This is a genomic window from Aquirufa sp. TARAVU-A1A, from assembly GCF_054558675.1.
Map to the genome: position 1 here is coordinate 216,884 of NZ_JBPXKP010000004.1, position 18,768 is coordinate 235,651.

The window sequence follows — 18,768 nt, forward strand, 5'->3', positions numbered from 1 at the left end:
TGTTATGCAAGCATACTAAATTCTTTTAATTAAGACAATGAATAGGCGAGAATTTATTTTAATAGAAATTGAACAAAATCCAAGTAACCCCTTGAACTACTATTTATTAGCCGTAGAAGAGCGGTCTACGGGAAATATTTCGGAAGCAATTAACATCTTAAAAAATCTTACAATTAACTTTCCGGACTACCATCCGACTTATTACACGTTGGCTGAACTATTATATCAAACTGATCGTGTAGATGAAGCCACAAGAATAGCAGAAGCAGGTATAATAAAAGCAAAAGACCTTCAATTACTGAAGGTCTCAAGGGAATTAGAACAACTTATTCTACTAAATGATTAGGTTAAAAGTACCTCTTCTAAATCCTTTTCAATGACTAAATTTTCAATGATGAATTTTTGTCTTTCTGGAGTATTTTTACCCATATAATAAGTCAAAAGTTGAGGAATTGTAAAATCTTTCTCTAAGATTACAGGCTCTATTTTGATATTCTCACCAATAAATTCACCGAATTCTTCAGGAGAAATTTCGCCAAGTCCCTTGAATCGAGTGATTTCTGGTTTGGGACCTAATTTTTCAATGGCATTTCTTCTTTCTTCATCTGAGTAACAATAAATAGTTTCCTTTTTATTTCTTACTCTAAATAGGGGAGTTTCCAAAATGTACAAATGACCATTTCGGACTAAATCAGGAAAAAATTGCAGAAAGAACGTTAAAATTAATAATCGAATATGCATACCATCCACATCAGCATCCGTTGCAATAACAATTTTATTATAACGCAAATTGTCTAAACTATCTTCAATATCTAATGCATGTTGTAATAGATTAAATTCCTCGTTTTCATAAACGATTTTTTTAGTTAAACCAAAACTGTTTAACGGTTTACCCCGAAGACTAAAGACAGCCTGTGTCTGCACATCCCGAGATTTAGTAATACTTCCACTCGCTGAGTCCCCTTCAGTAATAAATAAAATAGTCTCTTGGCGTACTTCCGACTTATCATCAGTTAAATGAACGCGACAATCACGCAATTTTTTATTGTGCAAGTTTGCTTTTTTAGCACGTTCATTAGCCAACTTTTTAATACCAGCAATATCTTTTCTCTCGCGTTCCGATTGAAGAATTCGCTTGAGCATGGCATCAGCAGCCGCAGGATTTTGATGAAGGTAATTATCTAATTCAGTTTTGATAAAATCTCCAACAAATGTTCGTATCGAAGGAGAAGACGAATCAGGTGAAATATTTGTTGATCCTAATTTCGTTTTTGTTTGCGATTCAAAAACGGGTTCTTGAACTCGAATGGCTATTGCGCCTACTATGCTGGCTCGAACATCTGATGGATCAAAATCTTTTTTAAAGAACTCACGTACCGTACGTACAATTGCCTCACGGAAAGCTGCTAAATGCGTACCCCCTTGCGTTGTATTTTGCCCATTTACGAAAGAGTAATATTCTTCACCATATTGATTGTTGTGCGTAATGGCTAATTCAATATCACTACCTTTAAGATGAATAATCGGGTATCGATTTTCTTCTGCATTCGTTTTTTTGGATAATAAATCCAATAATCCATTTTGCGAGAAATACTTCTCTCCGTTAAAATTAATTGTTAAACCAGCATTTAGAAAGGCATAATTCCAAAATAGATTATCTAAGAATTGCGGAATAAAATGATAGTTCTTAAAAATGGTGTTATCGGGTTCAAAACAAATAAACGTACCACTTTTACTCGAAGAGGCTTCTAAGCCTTTAGACTCATTAATAAGTTCACCTTTGCTAAATTCAGCCCATTTTGTTTGACTATCCCGATAGGATTGTACCTTAAAATAATTTGATAAAGCATTCGTAGCCTTTGTACCCACTCCATTTAAGCCAACTGATTTTTGGAAAGCACCAGAGTCGTATTTTCCACCGGTATTAATTTTGGATACACAATCTATGACTTTTCCTAAAGGTATACCCCGGCCATAATCACGTACCTCAACTTTTTGGTCAGAAATTTTAACATCAATTTGTTTACCATTTCCCATCATGTGCTCATCAATCGAGTTATCCATGATTTCTTTTACCAATACATAGATACCATCGTCGACAGATGAACCATCGCCTAATTTACCAATGTACATACCGGGACGCAAGCGAATGTGCTCTTTCCAGTCAAGGGACCGAATACTATCGTCGTTATAAATGGGTTCTGATGTCATATTGATTAATTTACTAACAAAATTACCAAAGAATTGATAAATTACCTTGATTTATCAAAATATAATAAAATAAGGAAATATGAGCTTTTTTAACTTATTTTGTATCCCTTAAAATGAATTTCTGTATGATCAAGAAAATTAATTTTGCTACGGTGTTAATGTTAATAGTTAATGCTAACATCGCATTGGCACAATTTCAGGTTCCGACAAATTACTTGCCTAATGCATCTATGAATCAGCCTAATGCTATCAATAAGCCGATAGGTAATGCTAAGGTAACTAAACGAGAGATCATCAATACACCAAGTCAAAAAAACGAGTTAGACAGCCTCGTAAATCAACGGAAATCGGAATCATTATCTAATCAAACACAAGAAGAAGATTCATTAAAAAAGGCTAAGATTGCTTTTCAAAATAAAATATTTGGTTTTTCAATATTCAATAAAAAGGCTGGCGTATTTGAAACTAATTTAAAAATGGCAACGCCTAAAAACTATATTTTAGGTCCTGATGATGAGCTAATTGTTGATATCAATGGATATTCGGAGGAACATTATAATTTAACAGTCAATGCAGATGGATATGTTAAAATAAACAAAATAGGGAATGTTTATGTAGCTGGATTAACAATCGATGAAGCGCGTAGTCGTTTAATCTATAAATTATCAAGTATTTATATTGGTTTAAAGAAATTCGCAGGTCATTCGGATATAAATGGTCTTTATGCTACCGTATCGTTAGGTAATATTCGGACCATACAAGTAGCAGTCGTAGGGGAGGTTCAATATCCAGGCACCTATTCAGTACCATCTTTAGCACGTGTCATGAATGTGTTATATCTAGCAGGTGGTCCTACAGAAAATGGTACTTTCCGTGATGTTCAATTAATCAGACATAACAAAGTAATCGCTCACCTCGACTTATATGATTTTATTACACAAGGTTTTACGAAAGGAGATATTAGCGTTCAAGATCAAGATATCATTAAAGTAGGTTTATATAAATCTAGAATTGAAGTAAAAGGTAGGGTTAAGCGTAGTGCCTATTTTGAGCCGTTACCGACAGAAAACTTAGCTTTTATTTTCGAAAATTTTGTTGGAGGGTTTACTGAAAATGCCTACAAAGACTTATTAAAAGTAGAACGTATTACGAAAACGGAGCGCAAACTTATTGATATCAATTATGCAATTGCTAATTCATTTTATCCAGCAGATGGAGATATTATTACTGCGGAATCCATCACAGAAAATCGTTATGAAAATCGAGTTACCCTAACAGGTGAAGTGTTTCGTCCAGGAACATTTTCGTTGGATAGCAAATTAACATTATCAAATTTAATTAAGCGTGCTGGTGGAGTAAAAGAGAATGCTTTTTTATCTCGTGTCAATATAAATCGGTTGAATAAAGATTTCACACCCGGAATTATTTCTGTAAACCTAGCTGATATTCTTGCAGGAAAGGCTGAAGATATCATGTTAGAAAGAGAAGATAAAATTACGGTATTTTCTATTCAAGATTTACGAGAAAGTTACACGGTAACGATTCACGGAGAAGTTAATGGTGTTAAAGAAAGTGCTATCAAAAAATCAGCTATCACAGAAGGAAACGCCAAGCAAAAAGGCGATACAGAAACTTCTCAAAATGAATCTTCAAGTGAAATTTCAGATAAATTAAAATCAGATAACATCAGTAACGTGTTATTAAACCGTCAAGTGAAAATTACGATTCCTTTCCAAACAAATATGACTGTTGAAGATCTAATTATTAAAGCTGGAGGATTAAGGGAATCTGCTTCAACTGGATTTGTGGAGGTTGTAAGACGTAAGAAAAATGAATTTATTGAAAACAGAGATTATTCAAGTTCCCAAATTGCTGAAGTTTTCAAATTTACTATTTCAAAAGATTTGATAGTTGATAATAGCGCTTCAACTTTTGTACTTAATCCATTTGATGAGGTTTTTGTACGTTCTTCTCCGAATTATGAATTACAGCAGTTTATCACCTTACAAGGTCAAGTATTATTCCCTGGTGTATATGGATTAGAGAAAAAGGATGACCGCTTATCAGATTTAATAAAACGTGCTGGAGGTTTGAATAAACAAGCTTATCCTGAAGGTGCTAAATTAATCCGTAAGACTGAATTATCAGAATCTGAATCGGAATTCAAAAAGAATCAAATTAAAGATTTCAATGATAACTATTCAGGTATTGAAATCAATAACAATACTACGGCTAGTATTTCAAGTCATGAAACAATTGGCATTAATTTAGTAGCTGCATTAGAAAATCCAGGTGGTCCTGATGACATTCAGATAATCAATGGTGATGTTATCAACATTCCACGTGAGCCTCAAACTGTTAAAATAACGGGAGAAGTTCTATATCCAAACAATGTAAAATTTACTGAATCGAAGTCATTAGGAAGTTATATTTCTAGTGCTGGTGGATTTACATCAAGCTCAGCTAGAAAAAGAGTGTATGTTATCTATTCAAACGGTTCAGTAAAACGTGCAAAGAACTTTTTGTTTATGCGATTCTATCCAAGAGTTGAAAGAGGTTCTGAAATTATAGTACCGAAAAAGTTAAAGTCAGTTAATACAAGCCAACAAATTGTATCGTTAGTTTCCGTGTTAACAGGAACAGTAACGAGTATTATCGGTATTATAACATTAATCAAAGCGACAGCTCAATAATTAGTACAATGAAAGAAGAAAGAAGCGATCAATTTTCGTTAGAAAATGTTTTAATAAGTCTGATTAGTTTTATTCCATTTGTTAAAAGGAATAAACGGGTAATAATAATATTTACTGCGCTAGGTTTATTAACGGGATTAGGCGTCGAGATTTACAAAAGTTCAAATAATTTCAAAAAGACTAAAATTGTTTTTGTCTTAGAAAATGAAAGTGCTGACAATGGCTTAGCAGGATTAGCTTCTTCGCTTGGATTGGGTGGAATGAGTTCTGGAAATTCAATATTTAGTGGGGAAAATTTCAAGGAACTTTTAAAGACCAAAAATATTTACAGAAAAGCAATTTTGACTAAAGTTAAAGTAGGAAACCGAGTTGACTTTTTTGGTAATTTCTTTTTGGAAAGATCAGATTTGCAAAATCATGAATGGAGCGATTTACCTGTGGATTTTGTTAAACACAAATTTAAAACTGGCAATTTAGATTCCATAAATGTTCAAGACAAAAATATTATCAATTCTATATCGGGATATTTAAATGATAATACTGACATTTTCTTAGATAATCCAAAGTCCACATTTCAAACATTAACTGTTGAAACGCGCAATGATACCTTAACCCACGTTTGGGCACAATTGTATTTGAAAACAATTACGGATTATTACATTGATACCAAAACCAAAAAATCAAAAGAGCTATTGATTATTATGGATAAACGTGTTGATTCGCTCCGTTCGGCTTTGTATTATACACAAGGTAAATTAGCGAATTATAACGATCAAAATCAGCAAATAATTTTTCAACGTGCTCGTGTAATTGCCGAAAGATTACAAATGAATTCAACTCAATTACAGTCGCTATATTTTGAAGCTTTACGTAATTATGATAATTTGAAATTCTCATTGGTTAAAGAAGCACCTTTGTTAACAATCATCGAAGATTCAGAATTACCAATAATTACTTTACCCTATAAATGGGGTAAAATCATTAGCATTGGCACTTTATTGGGCTTTCTAATAGGATGCTTTGCAGCCTATCTACATTTCTTGTATAAGGTGAATTATAACGAATAATTAAATGACATTCTATACAAAGTTGTTTTCTGAAATATATCAAGAAAGAGAGCTTTTATTCATTTTAGCAAAAAGGGATGTTTCTATACGTTATAAACAAACGTACTTAGGAATCATTTGGGCAATCATTCGCCCAGTGTTGACCATGTTGGTATTCTTATTTGCATTTAAAAATGTAGCCAAAATAAGTGATATATCTGGCTTCCCAATTCAGCTTATTATATTTTCAGGTGTAATTTTCTGGAATTTATTTTCGAATACTTTTCAAGCTGTTAGTAATTCCATTTTAGCCAATAACAATTTAGTTTCAAAGGTATACTTTCCCCGATTAATCATAGCATTTTCGTCCATCGCCGTTTCTTTGTTCGATTTTCTTATTGGTCTAATAGTGTACATTATTTTAAGCTTATATTTAGTTCATACGCTCCCAATTTTAATGTTATTATTACCTTTGGCGGTCATTTTAACGTTACTTTTTAGCATTGGATTAGGTTTAATCTTTTGTTCGTTTTCAGTAAAATATCGAGATTTTTTACAAATGATTCCGTTAATCGTTCAGTACGGTTTTTTCGTTAGTCCTATCGTATATACTGCTAAATCTCTTCAGATATCAAACTGGTTTAATTTGTACGCGACGGTAAATCCACTAGTAGGAATCGTTGAATATGCTCGAATATTACTAATTCCAGATTATCAAGTTGTGAACATGGATTTCATATACCTATCCATAATTACCTGTTTTGTCACTTTTTTATTTGGAATTTATGTGTTCACTAAAAAAGAGAGTTCATTTGTAGATTATTTATAAGAAAGACATGGCAATTGTAGAGGTAAATAATATTACAAAGAAATACAACCTAAATCGGTTATCTGAACCTATTTCAATTCGGAATGGACTTAAAACTTTATTCACTAAAAAAGAAAAATCAAAGGATTATTATGCATTAAATGATGTTTCGTTTAGTATCAATAAAGGAGATAAATTAGGTATCATTGGGAACAATGGTGCAGGCAAATCGACTTTGCTCAAAATATTAAGCAGGATTACAAATCCAAGCTCAGGAAATATAAGTGTAAAAGGAAAAGTAGCTAGTTTATTAGAAGTAGGAACAGGTTTTCATCCAGAATTATCGGGTCGTGAAAATATATATCTGAATGGGGCTATTTTGGGCATGAGTAAAAAAGAAATTACCGCTCAATTTGATGAAATTGTAGATTTTGCGGGACCTCAAATTTCGAATTTTCTAGACACCCCCGTTAAACGTTATTCATCAGGCATGTATGTTCGTTTGGGTTTTGCCATTTCTGCGCACTTGAATCCTGAAATACTTATTGTAGATGAAGTTCTAGCAGTAGGGGATGCCGACTTTCAAAAAAAATCCCTTGGAAAAATGAAAGAGGTGGCTGCTAATGAAAAAACCATATTATTCGTAAGTCATAATTTAACTGCTGTTTCAAATCTATGTAACAAAACATTGCATTTAGAAAAAGGAACAGTGAAACAGATGGGGGAAACGGCTATCGTTTTGAAGAACTATATGTCGGAGGTCCAATCTAAAAAAATGTACTATTCTGCTGATTCATTTAACGCAGGGTTAGGGAATGAATTAATCCGATTAAAATACGCTGAAATAAAGCCAGAGTTATCGAAAGATTTGGATTATTGGACGATTAACGATCCATTTAATTTGCATTTCGAATTTTGGAATACATTAGCTGATGTAGATTTAAACGTTAGTGTTCATCTATATGCAAGTACGGGTGAATGCATATTTAATATCGGTAATCAGCCTAGTCGATTTAATGTAGGAGTAGTTTCTACTGATATTTCAATTCCGGGTAATTTCTTAAATGATGGTTCTTATTTTTTATCCATTATGGTCGTAAAAAATTCGAGCATCGTATTAGTGAATTTTGAGGAGTTATTTGAGTTTGAAATTGCCGATTATCGTGAAAATACTACGTGGTATGGAAAATGGCCGGGATATGTTCGACCTAATTTTCCGATTCATATGAAACAGGTGTCAAGCGAAATATAAGATATGCTGCATGTAACGAAGTCGTTTTTGCCGGAATTGAAAGAATATGTTTCTTTATTGGAAGAAATATGGTCGAAAGGTCAATTAACTAATGATGGACCTTTGGTTCTAGAATTAGAACGAAAACTCGCGGAATACTTAGAAGTAGAACATTTTTTATATGTATCGAATGGTACAATTGCCCTACAATTAGCCATAAAGGCATTAGGTTTAACAGGCAATGTAATAACGACTCCGTTTTCATATTGCGCAACAACAACTTCATTAATTTGGGAAAAATGCAACCCGATTTTTGCTGATATTTCCCCTGATAGTTTAACCTGTGAACGAGCACAAATTGAACGTGTCATAGATTCCAATACACAAGGTATATTGACGACACATGTATATGGTAATTGCGCCGACTTATCAGATCAGGAATCATTAGCAGAATCACATCAGATTCCAATTATCTACGATGGGGCACACGCATTTGGTGTAAAACATAAAGGAAAGTCCATATTTAATTATGGGACGATTTCTACTTGCAGTTTTCATGCAACAAAAATATTTCATACCATTGAGGGGGGAGCTATCATTACAAAAGATGCCAAATTAGCTGAAGAATTAAGAGGTATCAGAAGTTTTGGCCATAAAGGTGATGATTATTTTGCAGCTGGAATTAATGGCAAGAATTCAGAATTTCATGCAGCAATGGGTTTAGTGAATCTTAATCACTTTGCTGAAATTAGAAGCCACCGAAGAGAATCATCGGAATTATATGAACAAAAATTACCGACTTCCGTTCAATTATTGAGTTGGAATCCAGATAATACAAGAAACTACAGTTATTTCCCCGTATTATTCTCATCAGAAGAAGTTCTCCTGAAAGTTCTTAAATCATTGAATTCAGCTGACATTTATCCTCGCAGGTATTTTTATCCTGCATTGAATGAATTGCCATATTTGAACTACCAATCGTGTCCGATTGCAGAGGATGTGGCACGTAGAATTGTATGTTTACCACTTTCGGCAGAAATTAGCAGTGAAGATATCGAACAGATTTGTTCTATTATCAGTTCAACATTATAGATCAATTATATGTTGCTCATCGTATTTCTTTCTTTTACATTATTTAATTATCGTATAGCGTCTAAAATTTCGAACAAAAATTTTGATGAAATACTAATTACTGGATTTACGATTCAATGTTTAAGTATAATTATAAGTGGCTATTTATTATCAGCTTTAAAATTATGGCATAATGCTTACTGTTGGTCTATTCTGCCATTTATTTTATCCTACCTTGTCTTTGGGTTCTTTAGAAATGTTATTCATTTACCTGCCAAATTACATTCTTCATCCTTTAAGTTAATCGGATCGAGTATACAGCAGTTGCATGAGTTATATAAACAGCAAAGAAAAACGGAGAAGTTATTATTCGCTTGTATTTTCCTAGGGGTGTTCTATATAGCGCTTAGTCAGATTTTTTTAATGTTCTACTTACCGCCCAATGAATGGGACAGTATGACGGGACATTTAAATCGTATATTATATTTTGTGCAAAACCACAGCACGGAACATTTTATTGGAACGAATTGGAATATAGATACTTATCCCAAGAGCTTTTCATCCATTCAATTCTATCCATTTTTAATGACTGGGTTCAATGAACATTTTTTCAAATTACCCAATTTAATAGCTTATTGGATGTTGTTTATTGGAAGTTATGCCATATTAAAACAACTATTGATACCCTTTAAAGTCCGTTTACTAAGTGCCACGCTAATTTTATTTATCCCCATCATATTGATTCAATCTACCACAACAGATACCGATATCGTATTAGGCGCGTATTTGGTTTGCGGAATTTACTTTCTTATTCGCTTCGCTCTGGTTAAGGAAATGTATTACCTGTATTTTACAAGTTTAACATTTGCCCTAGCATTAAGTCATAAAATTACGTTTGTTTTTGCGCTACCAAGTATTAGTGTATTGCTTATTTACATTTGGAAAAGCACTCCTAAGCCATTGTTTTTTCAATATGTAAAGCACTTAATATTTAATGCTTTACTATTTCTGGCTATTGCCTTGCCTACGGGTTATGTAGCTAATATTATTCACTACGGCCATCCCATAGGACCCGAAACGGCTACAAAGCATCAGTCCGTGGAAAGAGCTGGAAATTTTTCAAATCTAGTATTACATGGGTCAAAAAATGTAGCAAGATATTTCTTTGATTTATTGAATTTTGATGGCTTAAGAAATATTCAATGGGTAGAAAATTTCCAAGAACATCTAAATCAACAAGTACGAAATTTAGACCAATTGCTTAATTGGGGATTAGAAACTTCTAAGACATTTACAATCGTTCCATTTAATTACACGCGGAAATTTGAATTTTATAACGGAACACCCATTTTTGGTTCCATCTTTATTCTAATCATACTACCTTCCATAATCTTATTGTTAACAAAAAAGAGACCTATTATTTATTATCTCTTCTTCATTGCTTTCATCTTGCATTTTATGGCTCTGTCCTACACGGCTGCTTATGATCCATGGAAAGGGAGGTATATGATTAGTTCATTGGTGTTTCTTTTGCCCGTTTCTAGCCTGTTTTTTAATGCATTCGTTTCGAAAAATAAATTTAGCCTCGTATTAGTATTTTATCTTGTCATCATCGCCTCAGGTATTTCAACCCTGCTTTATCATGGCCGCAGTGCGTTTCTATCAACACATAATTTACCTACAATTTGGGGCAAATCAAGAATAGAATTATTAACTGTATCTAGACCCGATATAACAAAAGCCTACCTGAATTTTGACAAATTAGTTCCCCCTAACGCTACAGTTGCCTTAGGAACGATTAATGATGATTATGAATATCCATTATGGGGAAATAAATTCACGCGTAAATTAGTTCCCATAAATCCTTTTGAACAGGGTTTGCAAGCTATACCTGCAGAAGCCAACTATTTATTTTTCAGTAAAAATGTGATTAAGCCTTTACCTGGAGATATACACTTAGGAACCGATACAACGATTAAAGAACATATTATCGTTCGAGGGGAAGATTATTACTTGCGTAAATTGAAGTAACCAAATAATGACTAGTGGAAGAAATTCGAATACCACTGGTTTTATATCCTTACGATTTCATGATACCTTGCATCTAGCAATTACAGCATATGAATATCAAAGAAAACATCGCAGAAGGTTTACGTTCAATCAAAGGAAACCTATTGCGTACCATACTGACTGCACTAATAATTTCATTAGGAATTACCTCACTCGTGGGTATTTTAACAGCTATTGATGGAATTCAAAGCTCAGTTGATAACAGTTTCTCCGGTTTAGGGGCGAATTCATTTGATATTCGAAATAGGCCGGCCATGCAAATCAGAAGAGAGGGTCAACGAGAAAAACGATTTAAAAACATTGACTATCGACAAGCATCTCGTTATAAAAGCATGTTTAGTGTAAAAGGTAAAGTCTCCTTAAAAACGAATGTTACGAATAATGCGATTGCAAAATATGAAAGTAACAAGACCAATCCCAATGTTCGACTTTTAGGAATCGATGATAACTTTCTTGAATTAAAAGGATATAAAATTGCTGAAGGAAGAAACTTCTCCACCAACGAATTTACGAATGCCATTAATGTATGTTTTTTAGGGGTTGATGTTATCGATCAACTATTTCAAAAATCGAGTCCATTGAATCATGAAATCATTGTAAGTGGCATCAAATTGAAGGTGATAGGTGTTCTAGCTAAAAAAGGGAATATGATGGGAGGGGGAGATGACCGTGTCATCATGGTTCCGCTTGAAACGGGTAGAAAAATGGCCATAGGTAAAAATTTAACTTTTGATATCACGACATCATCTACTAAAGTTAACAATATCGATGATTTCATGGAAGAAGCCCGTGGAGTGATGAGAAAAGTTCGAATGGATCCTATTGGAATTGAAGATTCATTTTCAATAGATCGTTCCGATTCAATCGCAAAAAGCTTTGAAAGTATAACATCAAGCTTACAACTAGGTGGATTTGTCATTGGCTTTATTACTTTATTAGGAGCCGCCATTGCCTTGATGAATATCATGATGGTTTCGGTAACAGAAAGAACACGTGAAATTGGAATAAGAAAATCGTTAGGAGCTACACCTGCACGTATTCTCCAACAATTCTTAATTGAAGCCATCGTCATTTGTCTGTTAGGAGGAATAGGAGGGATTATGCTAGCTATACCTATTGGAAATTTAATCGCGCAAGGAATAAGTTCAGGAAATGCTAGTTTTATTATCCCCTGGTTATGGATGATGGTAGGGATAATAATATGTGTGCTAGTAGGCTTATTTTCAGGAATTTACCCTGCTTTCAAGGCTTCAAAAATGGATCCCGTTGAAGCATTACGCTACGAATAATCAATAAAATATTTTTTGATTACTTGCTAAATCATGAATAAAGGCCTACTTTTGCATTGCAATTGAGCCAATTGGTTTGATTCAATTGCCCAGATGGCGGAATTGGTAGACGCGCTGGTCTCAAACACCCGTGGGTGCAAGCCCGTGCCGGTTCGACTCCGGCTCTGGGTACAAGCCTCTCAAGCAATTGAGAGGCTTTACCTTTTTTAGAGCTTTTGGTTTACTAATTCTTTCCAACTTTCATAAGCCGTTTTCGTTTGTGACAATTCAGCTAAATTCGGGTTGATTGTTTTAATATGTTTAATATTGGCAACAGCTTCTTCTTCAGATTTATAATACGTTAGACCTAATCCTGCTCCCAAGGCCGCCCCAAATGCTCCATCTGAATCTAATAAATCTACCGAAACATTCGCGGCATTCACAATAGTTTGGGCAAAGACTTCACTCAGATACATATTAGCATATCCAGCTTTTAATTTTGAGGGTTTAATGCCTGCATCTGCCAACATTTCTATGCCATATGCCATAGAAAATGCAATTCCTTCTTGTGCAGAACGAATCATTTCTGCACGCTCATGCCGATTTAAATCTAAGTGTTCAAAACTGGCGCCAACCAATTTATTCTGGAAAATACGCTCAGCACCATTTCCAAATGGCACACATAATAATCCCTTAGAGCCAATCGTTGTAGTCGCAGCCAATTCATTCATTTGGACGTAAGTAAGATCAGAACATACCGTTTGTTTAACCCAACGATTTAATATCCCCGTACCATTGATGCACATTAATACACCAATACGTTTAGCAAGCGCTGTATAATTCACATGCGCAAATGAATTGACTCGATTATGCTTATCGTATTTAAGTTCTCCGCTAATTCCATACACGACACCTGAAGTTCCGGCTGTCGTCGCAATGTCTCCGGGTTGTAACACACCTAAAGAAAAAGCATTATTTGGCTGATCACCTGACTTGTAGGTCACCTGAACCTGTTTGTTTAAACCTAAAGCATCTGCTACTTCTGAAACTATCGTTCCATGACTAGAAAATACATCTTGAATATTCGGGAACAGTGATTTGTCAAACTTAAAGTAGTCCAATACGGCTGAAGATATCGTATCAGTTTGAAAATCATAAAAAATCCCTTCAGAAAGGGCAGAGGCCGTCGTGGTGAAATGTTTGGTTAATCGACCTGCTATGAAATCACCTGGCAACATAACTTGTTTTATCTGAGCATAAATTTCAGGTTGATTTTCTTTAACCCAAGCTAATTTTGATGCGGTGAAGTTTCCAGGAGAATTCAATAAATTTGTTTCACAATATGAACCTAAGCTTTCATACGCTTTTTGCCCAATAGAAACGGCTCTTGAATCACACCAAATGATAGAAGGCCTTACTACTCGTTCTTCTGCATCTAAGACCACTAATCCATGCATTTGATAGGAAATACCAATGGCTGAAATATCAAGTGGATTATAGGTGTTACTTGCATTCGCTTTTAATATAGCCTGTTGTACGCAATACCACCAATGTTCTGGATCCTGTTCAGCAAAACCCGGAGCAGGACTAGAAATTTCGTTTTCAATTTCGGGAAACGAGGTTGAGTAAATTAATTGTTGGTTTGCAGCGTCAACTACACTAACTTTAATCGACGATGTACCAACATCGACTCCACACAAAAGCATATTGATAGATTTAGATGTTAAAAATTTTCATACCAAGTTACCAAGTTAATCCTCATTTTAGTCTATCAAAAGTAAAAATTGAGATAAAAGCTGGTGAAATATATACGCTCGTTGGCAAAAGTGGTTCAGGAAAAAGTACGGTTGCTCATATTGTTGTAGGACTATCAAAAGCAGAAGGTTCATCCATATTAATAAATACTAAAGAACTGAATGAGGGAGCTTTGGATCGATTAATTCCCCAATTTAAGCAAGCTGGATATGTACCTCAAAACTTACATTTAAAACCGCATCATACGGTTGCAGCATATTTGGATATGTTATTCCAACGATTGACTGAAAAAGATAGAAAAAAAACGATTTCACACTATTTGCGTCTTTTTCATATCCAGCATTTGTTACATGCCAAAATTATTCAATTATCTGGAGGTGAGCGTCAGAAAATCGCATTGTTAGAAGCTGTCAGCCAACCTATCGAATATTTAGTATTAGATGAACCCTTTAGTCAATTAGATACGGAGCAAAAAATTGAATTTATTCAAATCATTCAAGATCTAGTTGCCTACAAACAAATACCCTGTTTGTTAATAAGCCATGATTTAGTTGACATAATTAAAATGAGCAACAAATTAGGCATCATTGAGAAAGGAAAAATTGCCTTTCAAGGTAACTGGGATAAATTTTGGGGATCTACAAATAAAATCGCTCTCCGACTAAAACAAGCCATGTTAAATTGGAAAAGAGAAACAGATTCGCTGCTTAATAACCTGAAATAAGCTTCAATTTATTTGCATTTGCATCAGTTATTTGAATAAGCTCATCCAATGTTACTTGATATAAATCAGCTAATTTTTGAGCAATTAACGGGATATATTTGGGTGAATTCGATTGACCTCGAAAAGGAACTGGAGTTAAATAAGGAGCATCTGTTTCCAAGACAATATTTGAAAGCGGGATATCTTTAATATCATCGAATAAAGTCGTGTTTTTATAGGTAATTACGCCACCAATTCCCAAAGTAAAGCCTAAATCCACTAAGGTTTTTGCTTCACGCGCATCACCTGAAAAACAATGGATAATTCCTTGAAGCGAATTATATTCTGATTTTTTTAGTATTCGAAGTAAGTCGGCATAAGCCTTTCTGCAATGCACATCAATCCATAAACCTTTCTCCATTGCCCAATGGCACTGCGTTTCAAAAGCATCAATTTGCTCTTGCTTAAAAGTGATATCCCAATAATAGTCCAATCCAATTTCACCAATCGCCAATACTTTTCTTGATGCAAGTATTTTAGCTAATGCATTTAATTCTCCCAAATAATTTTCTTTAACATAGGTTGGGTGTAAGCCTAACATTGGAAAAGTAAAATCAGGAAATTCATCGGCTAATTCAATTAATTGCCCCCAAGACGCTAAATCACAATTTGGCAACCATACTTCTGAAACTCCAGCAGCTTTGATATCTACCACATGTTGCGCGATATCAGCTTTAAAGATCGGATCATACAAGTGGGCATGGGTATCAATCATAGTACTTCAGGCTTATAATTTTGTTGAATACAATAATCTAATAAAGCAGGTAGGACAATTTTCAATCGCGGAAAGGCTTTAACACTATCATGAAATACCAAAATTGAACCTGGTTTAATATGTTTAATTCCCGCTTGAATAATAGAAGATGCAGATAAATCTTGGTTATAATCGCCACTTAGAAACGACCACATATAAATAGAGGTGTTCAGTGTCATATTTTGATAAATAAATGAATTAACGCGTCCATAAGGAGGTCTAAAACCAACCGACTTAACATTCATTTGATCAAATACCTCTTCACAAGCGAAGTAGTTTTTCTGATAATCTTCTCTGTTATATTTCCACGCATTTGCATGATTCATCGTGTGGTTACCCATTCGATGACCATTCGCTTGGATTTGGTACGCTATCTCAGGATTTGAAACTACATTCTTACCAATGCAAAAAAATGTTGCTTTCGCTTCATACTGAGCTAAACAATCCAACACAAAATTGGTAATTTCAGGAGTTGGTCCATCATCAAATGTAAAATAGACCGCATTATTTGTTTCCCCCTCAGGATTTGACCAGATAAGTTTGGGTAGCAGTTTGGGGACTATACGCGGGATTTGATGAATGAACATAATTGAATAATATGACGCAAATTACAAACCTTGGTGCAGAAAAAATAATTCTTGGGATTGATCCTGGAACACGATATTTGGGATATGGATTAATTCGAATTAATAGAGATAAAGTTCACGTTCTTCAATATGGGGTATTAAACCTGACAAAATACACGACTCAAGGTGCCAAATTCCTAAAAATTCATGAACGTGTTATGGGCATTGTGGAAGAATTTATGCCCGATGAAATTGCCATCGAATCACCTTTTTTTGGAAAAAACGTTCAATCGATGTTGAAACTTGGCCGCGTTCAAGGGATGGTGATGTCGATTTCTTTTTCCAAGGAAATACCCATTACTGAATATGAACCGAAGAAGGTAAAGCAATCTGTCACCGGAAATGGCAATGCATCCAAAGAACAAGTCGCCAAAATGGTTGAAATCATTAGTGGCATTAAACTTGATGCGAAACTACATGATGCGACAGATGCCCTAGGAATTGCCATCTGCCACCATTTTCATAATAAAAATATCACATCGTCAGTTAAAGGAACTCAAAAGGGGTGGGGCGCTTTTGTCAATGAAAATCCTGACCGAATTAAATAGAGGCCAATTGGCCTATTAATTCAGTTAAATCATCGCAAGGAGCGAGGCATCGATCACCGATACAAACCATAAACGTATATACCTGGCCTTTAACGGGAATACATAGCCCATCAATCGATTTTGCCACCTTCGAATCAATAAGTTCGGGATTGTATTTAATAATTGCACGCGGATTTTCCATCCATTCCGAATAAATGCGTAACCAATTCGCAAAATAAATAGGGTTGGCTTGCGCTTGTTCTAAAACTCCTGATAACATTTGTTTAGCTAGAATGGTCTTTGATGCATCATTCGTTAAGAAACCTAACCAAAAAAGAAATTCACATACCATCGAATTGGAAGAAGGACAAACTGAATCTATAATCTCAAATTTGGGGGCAATCAACGCATCATTTAAATCCGAATGGAAATTATACAAACTGTATTGCTGCTTGTGATTTTGCTCTATATACTGAAACAATTCCTCCGCCTTCACCAAATAAAACGTTTGACCAGTTACTTGATAAGCTTTCATATAGGCAAGTCCCAATGCCGCTAAATCGTCTAAAAATGCCATAATAGGTTTATTGGCAAAAAAAGACTGATGATAAATATTTCCATCTTGCGTGTAAACCTGAATAATCGAGTCCAATAGGGAGAGAGCCTCATGCTGTAAAGAAATATCAGGAAGCACTTGCGACGCATCGATTAAACCCACTGCCAACAATGCATTCCACGCTAATAACTGTTTGGTATCCGTTGCAGGTCGAATTCGATTTTTCCTTACATTTTTCAAAATTTGAATTTCATCAGCAAAATCATTATTCAGAAACCGATCTTTTTTGAAAAGAATATTAAATCCATGTTCCCAATTTCCCAGTTTGCTAATGCTGAATGCCTCATAAAAAGTTTGATGCTTCGCAAAGGGTAATAATTGATTAAGTTCTTCAAACGTCCAAACATAAAATAAACCCTCAACACCTTCGGAATCCGCATCCAATGCCGTGTAAAACAAACCATTGTCTGCTTTCAACTCGGATTTTAAAAAATCAATTGTTTGAAGCAAAACCTCTTTATATAAAGGAAATTGACTACGCTGATAGGCTAAAGCATATACCCTGATCAATTGGGCATTGTCATAAAGCATCTTTTCAAAATGTGGACAAAACCACTCAGAATCAACAGAATAACGAGAAAATCCACCTCCAATTTGATCAAAAATTCCTCCTTGCGCCATCTTGGCTAATTGTAAATCGGCCAATTCACCTATATTACCTAGTTCCCATAAATTGGCTGGAATCGATTCCAAAAGAAGCGAAAGTGATGGAATAGGGAATTTAGGAGCTTTATTGGTTCCACCAAAAATGGGATCTAAACCTTTAGTAATCAATTGAATAGCTTTGGGTATAATTGGCGTCAACGATTCTAAATTAATCGGATACATTCCAGTATTGGAATCGCGTAAATTCGAGGCAAAGCCATCGGCCGATTTTTGTAATTCAGGTTTATGTGAACGAAAAGCATTTTGAATAGAATTCAATAATGAGATCCAATTTGCCTTCGGGAAATAAGTACCCCCGTAAAAAGGCTTTTGGTCTGGCATCAGAAATACATTGAGCGGCCAACCTCCATGCAAGCCCATGGCATGTATGGCATCCATGTAGATTAAATCAATATCGGGTCTTTCTTCTCGATCCACTTTGATGCAAACAAAATGTGCATTCATCAAGTCTGCAACCTCTTGATTTTCAAAAGATTCATGCTCCATCACATGGCACCAATGGCATGCCGCATATCCAATACTCAAGATGATAGGCTTATCTTCCTCTTGAGCTTTATTTAATGCCATTTCGCCCCAAGGGTACCAGTTTACAGGATTGTTCTTGTGTTGTAATAAATAAGGACTTACCTGGTTTTGAAGATGATTCATCGAATAGTTAAAAAT

General features: G+C 34.8%; 15 protein-coding genes and 1 tRNA gene. 11 read left to right on the forward strand and 5 right to left on the reverse strand.

Translation table 11 applies throughout. From position 1 onward, the window contains the following. Positions 1–37 precede the first annotated feature (37 nt). Positions 38–346 carry a tetratricopeptide repeat protein gene (locus V7S75_RS07270; protein ID WP_459512661.1) on the forward strand — a complete coding sequence of 103 codons (309 nt, stop codon included), beginning with the start codon at positions 38–40 and terminating at the stop codon, positions 344–346. Here V7S75_RS07270 and V7S75_RS07275 read toward each other — a convergent pair. After that, on the reverse strand, positions 343–2,211 hold the full coding sequence (locus V7S75_RS07275; RefSeq protein ID WP_459512663.1) for a DNA topoisomerase IV subunit B: 1,869 nt from the start codon (positions 2,209–2,211) through the stop codon (positions 343–345). The genes V7S75_RS07270 and V7S75_RS07275 overlap by 4 nt on opposite strands. A gap of 125 nt (positions 2,212–2,336) precedes the next feature. Between V7S75_RS07275 and V7S75_RS07280 the strand changes: the two genes are divergently transcribed. The 8 genes from V7S75_RS07280 (at position 2,337) to V7S75_RS07315 (ending at position 12,590) form a co-directional block, all read left to right on the forward strand. Next, a complete protein-coding gene (locus tag V7S75_RS07280) occupies positions 2,337–4,904 on the forward strand; it encodes a polysaccharide biosynthesis/export family protein (RefSeq protein ID WP_459512665.1) in 2,568 nt (855 codons plus the stop codon). Between the two features lie 8 nt (positions 4,905–4,912). Further along, positions 4,913–5,971: a hypothetical protein gene (locus V7S75_RS07285; protein ID WP_459512666.1), complete on the forward strand. Its 1,059-nt coding sequence runs from the start codon at positions 4,913–4,915 to the stop codon at positions 5,969–5,971. A gap of 4 nt (positions 5,972–5,975) precedes the next feature. Next, positions 5,976–6,779 (forward strand): ABC transporter permease, encoded by an 804-nt coding sequence (locus tag V7S75_RS07290; RefSeq protein WP_459512668.1) that lies wholly within the window; start codon positions 5,976–5,978, stop codon positions 6,777–6,779. Positions 6,780–6,786: 7 nt separating this feature from the next. After that, positions 6,787–8,010 (forward strand): ABC transporter ATP-binding protein, encoded by a 1,224-nt coding sequence (locus V7S75_RS07295; RefSeq protein WP_459512670.1) that lies wholly within the window; start codon positions 6,787–6,789, stop codon positions 8,008–8,010. Between the two features lie 3 nt (positions 8,011–8,013). Beyond that, positions 8,014–9,081 carry a DegT/DnrJ/EryC1/StrS family aminotransferase gene (locus tag V7S75_RS07300; RefSeq protein ID WP_459512671.1) on the forward strand — a complete coding sequence of 356 codons (1,068 nt, stop codon included), beginning with the start codon at positions 8,014–8,016 and terminating at the stop codon, positions 9,079–9,081. A 9-nt stretch (positions 9,082–9,090) separates the two neighbouring features. After that, positions 9,091–11,091, forward strand: coding sequence for a hypothetical protein (locus V7S75_RS07305; protein WP_459512673.1), 2,001 nt, complete (start codon positions 9,091–9,093; stop codon positions 11,089–11,091). 89 nt (positions 11,092–11,180) lie between these two features. Continuing rightward, positions 11,181–12,419: an ABC transporter permease gene (locus V7S75_RS07310; RefSeq protein WP_459512675.1), complete on the forward strand. Its 1,239-nt coding sequence runs from the start codon at positions 11,181–11,183 to the stop codon at positions 12,417–12,419. An 87-nt stretch (positions 12,420–12,506) separates the two neighbouring features. Then, positions 12,507–12,590, forward strand: a tRNA-Leu gene (locus V7S75_RS07315). Positions 12,591–12,625: 35 nt separating this feature from the next. Here V7S75_RS07315 and V7S75_RS07320 read toward each other — a convergent pair. Then, a complete protein-coding gene (locus V7S75_RS07320) occupies positions 12,626–14,104 on the reverse strand; it encodes a xylulokinase (RefSeq protein WP_459512676.1) in 1,479 nt (492 codons plus the stop codon). Between the two features lie 14 nt (positions 14,105–14,118). On the opposite strand from V7S75_RS07320, the gene V7S75_RS07325 reads away from it, so the two are divergent. Then, positions 14,119–14,877 (forward strand): ATP-binding cassette domain-containing protein, encoded by a 759-nt coding sequence (locus V7S75_RS07325; RefSeq protein WP_459512677.1) that lies wholly within the window; start codon positions 14,119–14,121, stop codon positions 14,875–14,877. Here the strand turns inward: V7S75_RS07325 and V7S75_RS07330 are convergent. Continuing rightward, positions 14,861–15,631, reverse strand: a complete 771-nt coding sequence (locus tag V7S75_RS07330) for a TatD family hydrolase (RefSeq protein ID WP_459512678.1) — start codon at positions 15,629–15,631, stop codon at positions 14,861–14,863. The genes V7S75_RS07325 and V7S75_RS07330 overlap by 17 nt on opposite strands. Then, positions 15,628–16,257, reverse strand: a complete 630-nt coding sequence (locus tag V7S75_RS07335) for a polysaccharide deacetylase family protein (protein ID WP_459512680.1) — start codon at positions 16,255–16,257, stop codon at positions 15,628–15,630. Before V7S75_RS07335 ends, V7S75_RS07330 begins: the two co-directional genes overlap by 4 nt. 11 nt (positions 16,258–16,268) lie before the next feature. Here V7S75_RS07335 and ruvC point away from each other — a divergent pair, with 11 nt between their 5' ends. Continuing rightward, the gene (gene ruvC / locus V7S75_RS07340) at positions 16,269–16,844 is read left to right on the forward strand and encodes a crossover junction endodeoxyribonuclease RuvC (RefSeq protein ID WP_459512681.1); all 576 of its coding nucleotides are present in this window, start codon (positions 16,269–16,271) and stop codon (positions 16,842–16,844) included. Here the strand turns inward: ruvC and V7S75_RS07345 are convergent. After that, complete coding sequence (locus V7S75_RS07345; RefSeq protein WP_459512683.1) at positions 16,837–18,753, reverse strand: thioredoxin domain-containing protein; 1,917 nt, start codon at positions 18,751–18,753, stop codon at positions 16,837–16,839. The two genes, ruvC and V7S75_RS07345, sit on opposite strands and share 8 nt — an antisense overlap. Positions 18,754–18,768: the final 15 nt, after the last annotated feature.

What these genes read in the sequence shown, in the direction of transcription:
- V7S75_RS07270 (WP_459512661.1), top strand. Translation starts at nt 38, where the DNA reads ATGAATAGGCGAGAATTTATTTTAATAGAAATTGAACAAAATCCAAGT.
- V7S75_RS07275 (WP_459512663.1), bottom strand. Translation starts at nt 2,211, where the DNA reads ATGACATCAGAACCCATTTATAACGACGATAGTATTCGGTCCCTTGAC.
- V7S75_RS07280 (WP_459512665.1), top strand. Translation starts at nt 2,337, where the DNA reads ATGATCAAGAAAATTAATTTTGCTACGGTGTTAATGTTAATAGTTAAT.
- V7S75_RS07285 (WP_459512666.1), top strand. Translation starts at nt 4,913, where the DNA reads ATGAAAGAAGAAAGAAGCGATCAATTTTCGTTAGAAAATGTTTTAATA.
- V7S75_RS07290 (WP_459512668.1), top strand. Translation starts at nt 5,976, where the DNA reads ATGACATTCTATACAAAGTTGTTTTCTGAAATATATCAAGAAAGAGAG.
- V7S75_RS07295 (WP_459512670.1), top strand. Translation starts at nt 6,787, where the DNA reads ATGGCAATTGTAGAGGTAAATAATATTACAAAGAAATACAACCTAAAT.
- V7S75_RS07300 (WP_459512671.1), top strand. Translation starts at nt 8,014, where the DNA reads ATGCTGCATGTAACGAAGTCGTTTTTGCCGGAATTGAAAGAATATGTT.
- V7S75_RS07305 (WP_459512673.1), top strand. Translation starts at nt 9,091, where the DNA reads ATGTTGCTCATCGTATTTCTTTCTTTTACATTATTTAATTATCGTATA.
- V7S75_RS07310 (WP_459512675.1), top strand. Translation starts at nt 11,181, where the DNA reads ATGAATATCAAAGAAAACATCGCAGAAGGTTTACGTTCAATCAAAGGA.
- V7S75_RS07320 (WP_459512676.1), bottom strand. Translation starts at nt 14,104, where the DNA reads ATGCTTTTGTGTGGAGTCGATGTTGGTACATCGTCGATTAAAGTTAGT.
- V7S75_RS07325 (WP_459512677.1), top strand. Translation starts at nt 14,119, where the DNA reads ATGTTAAAAATTTTCATACCAAGTTACCAAGTTAATCCTCATTTTAGT.
- V7S75_RS07330 (WP_459512678.1), bottom strand. Translation starts at nt 15,631, where the DNA reads ATGATTGATACCCATGCCCACTTGTATGATCCGATCTTTAAAGCTGAT.
- V7S75_RS07335 (WP_459512680.1), bottom strand. Translation starts at nt 16,257, where the DNA reads ATGTTCATTCATCAAATCCCGCGTATAGTCCCCAAACTGCTACCCAAA.
- ruvC (WP_459512681.1), top strand. Translation starts at nt 16,269, where the DNA reads ATGACGCAAATTACAAACCTTGGTGCAGAAAAAATAATTCTTGGGATT.
- V7S75_RS07345 (WP_459512683.1), bottom strand. Translation starts at nt 18,753, where the DNA reads ATGAATCATCTTCAAAACCAGGTAAGTCCTTATTTATTACAACACAAG.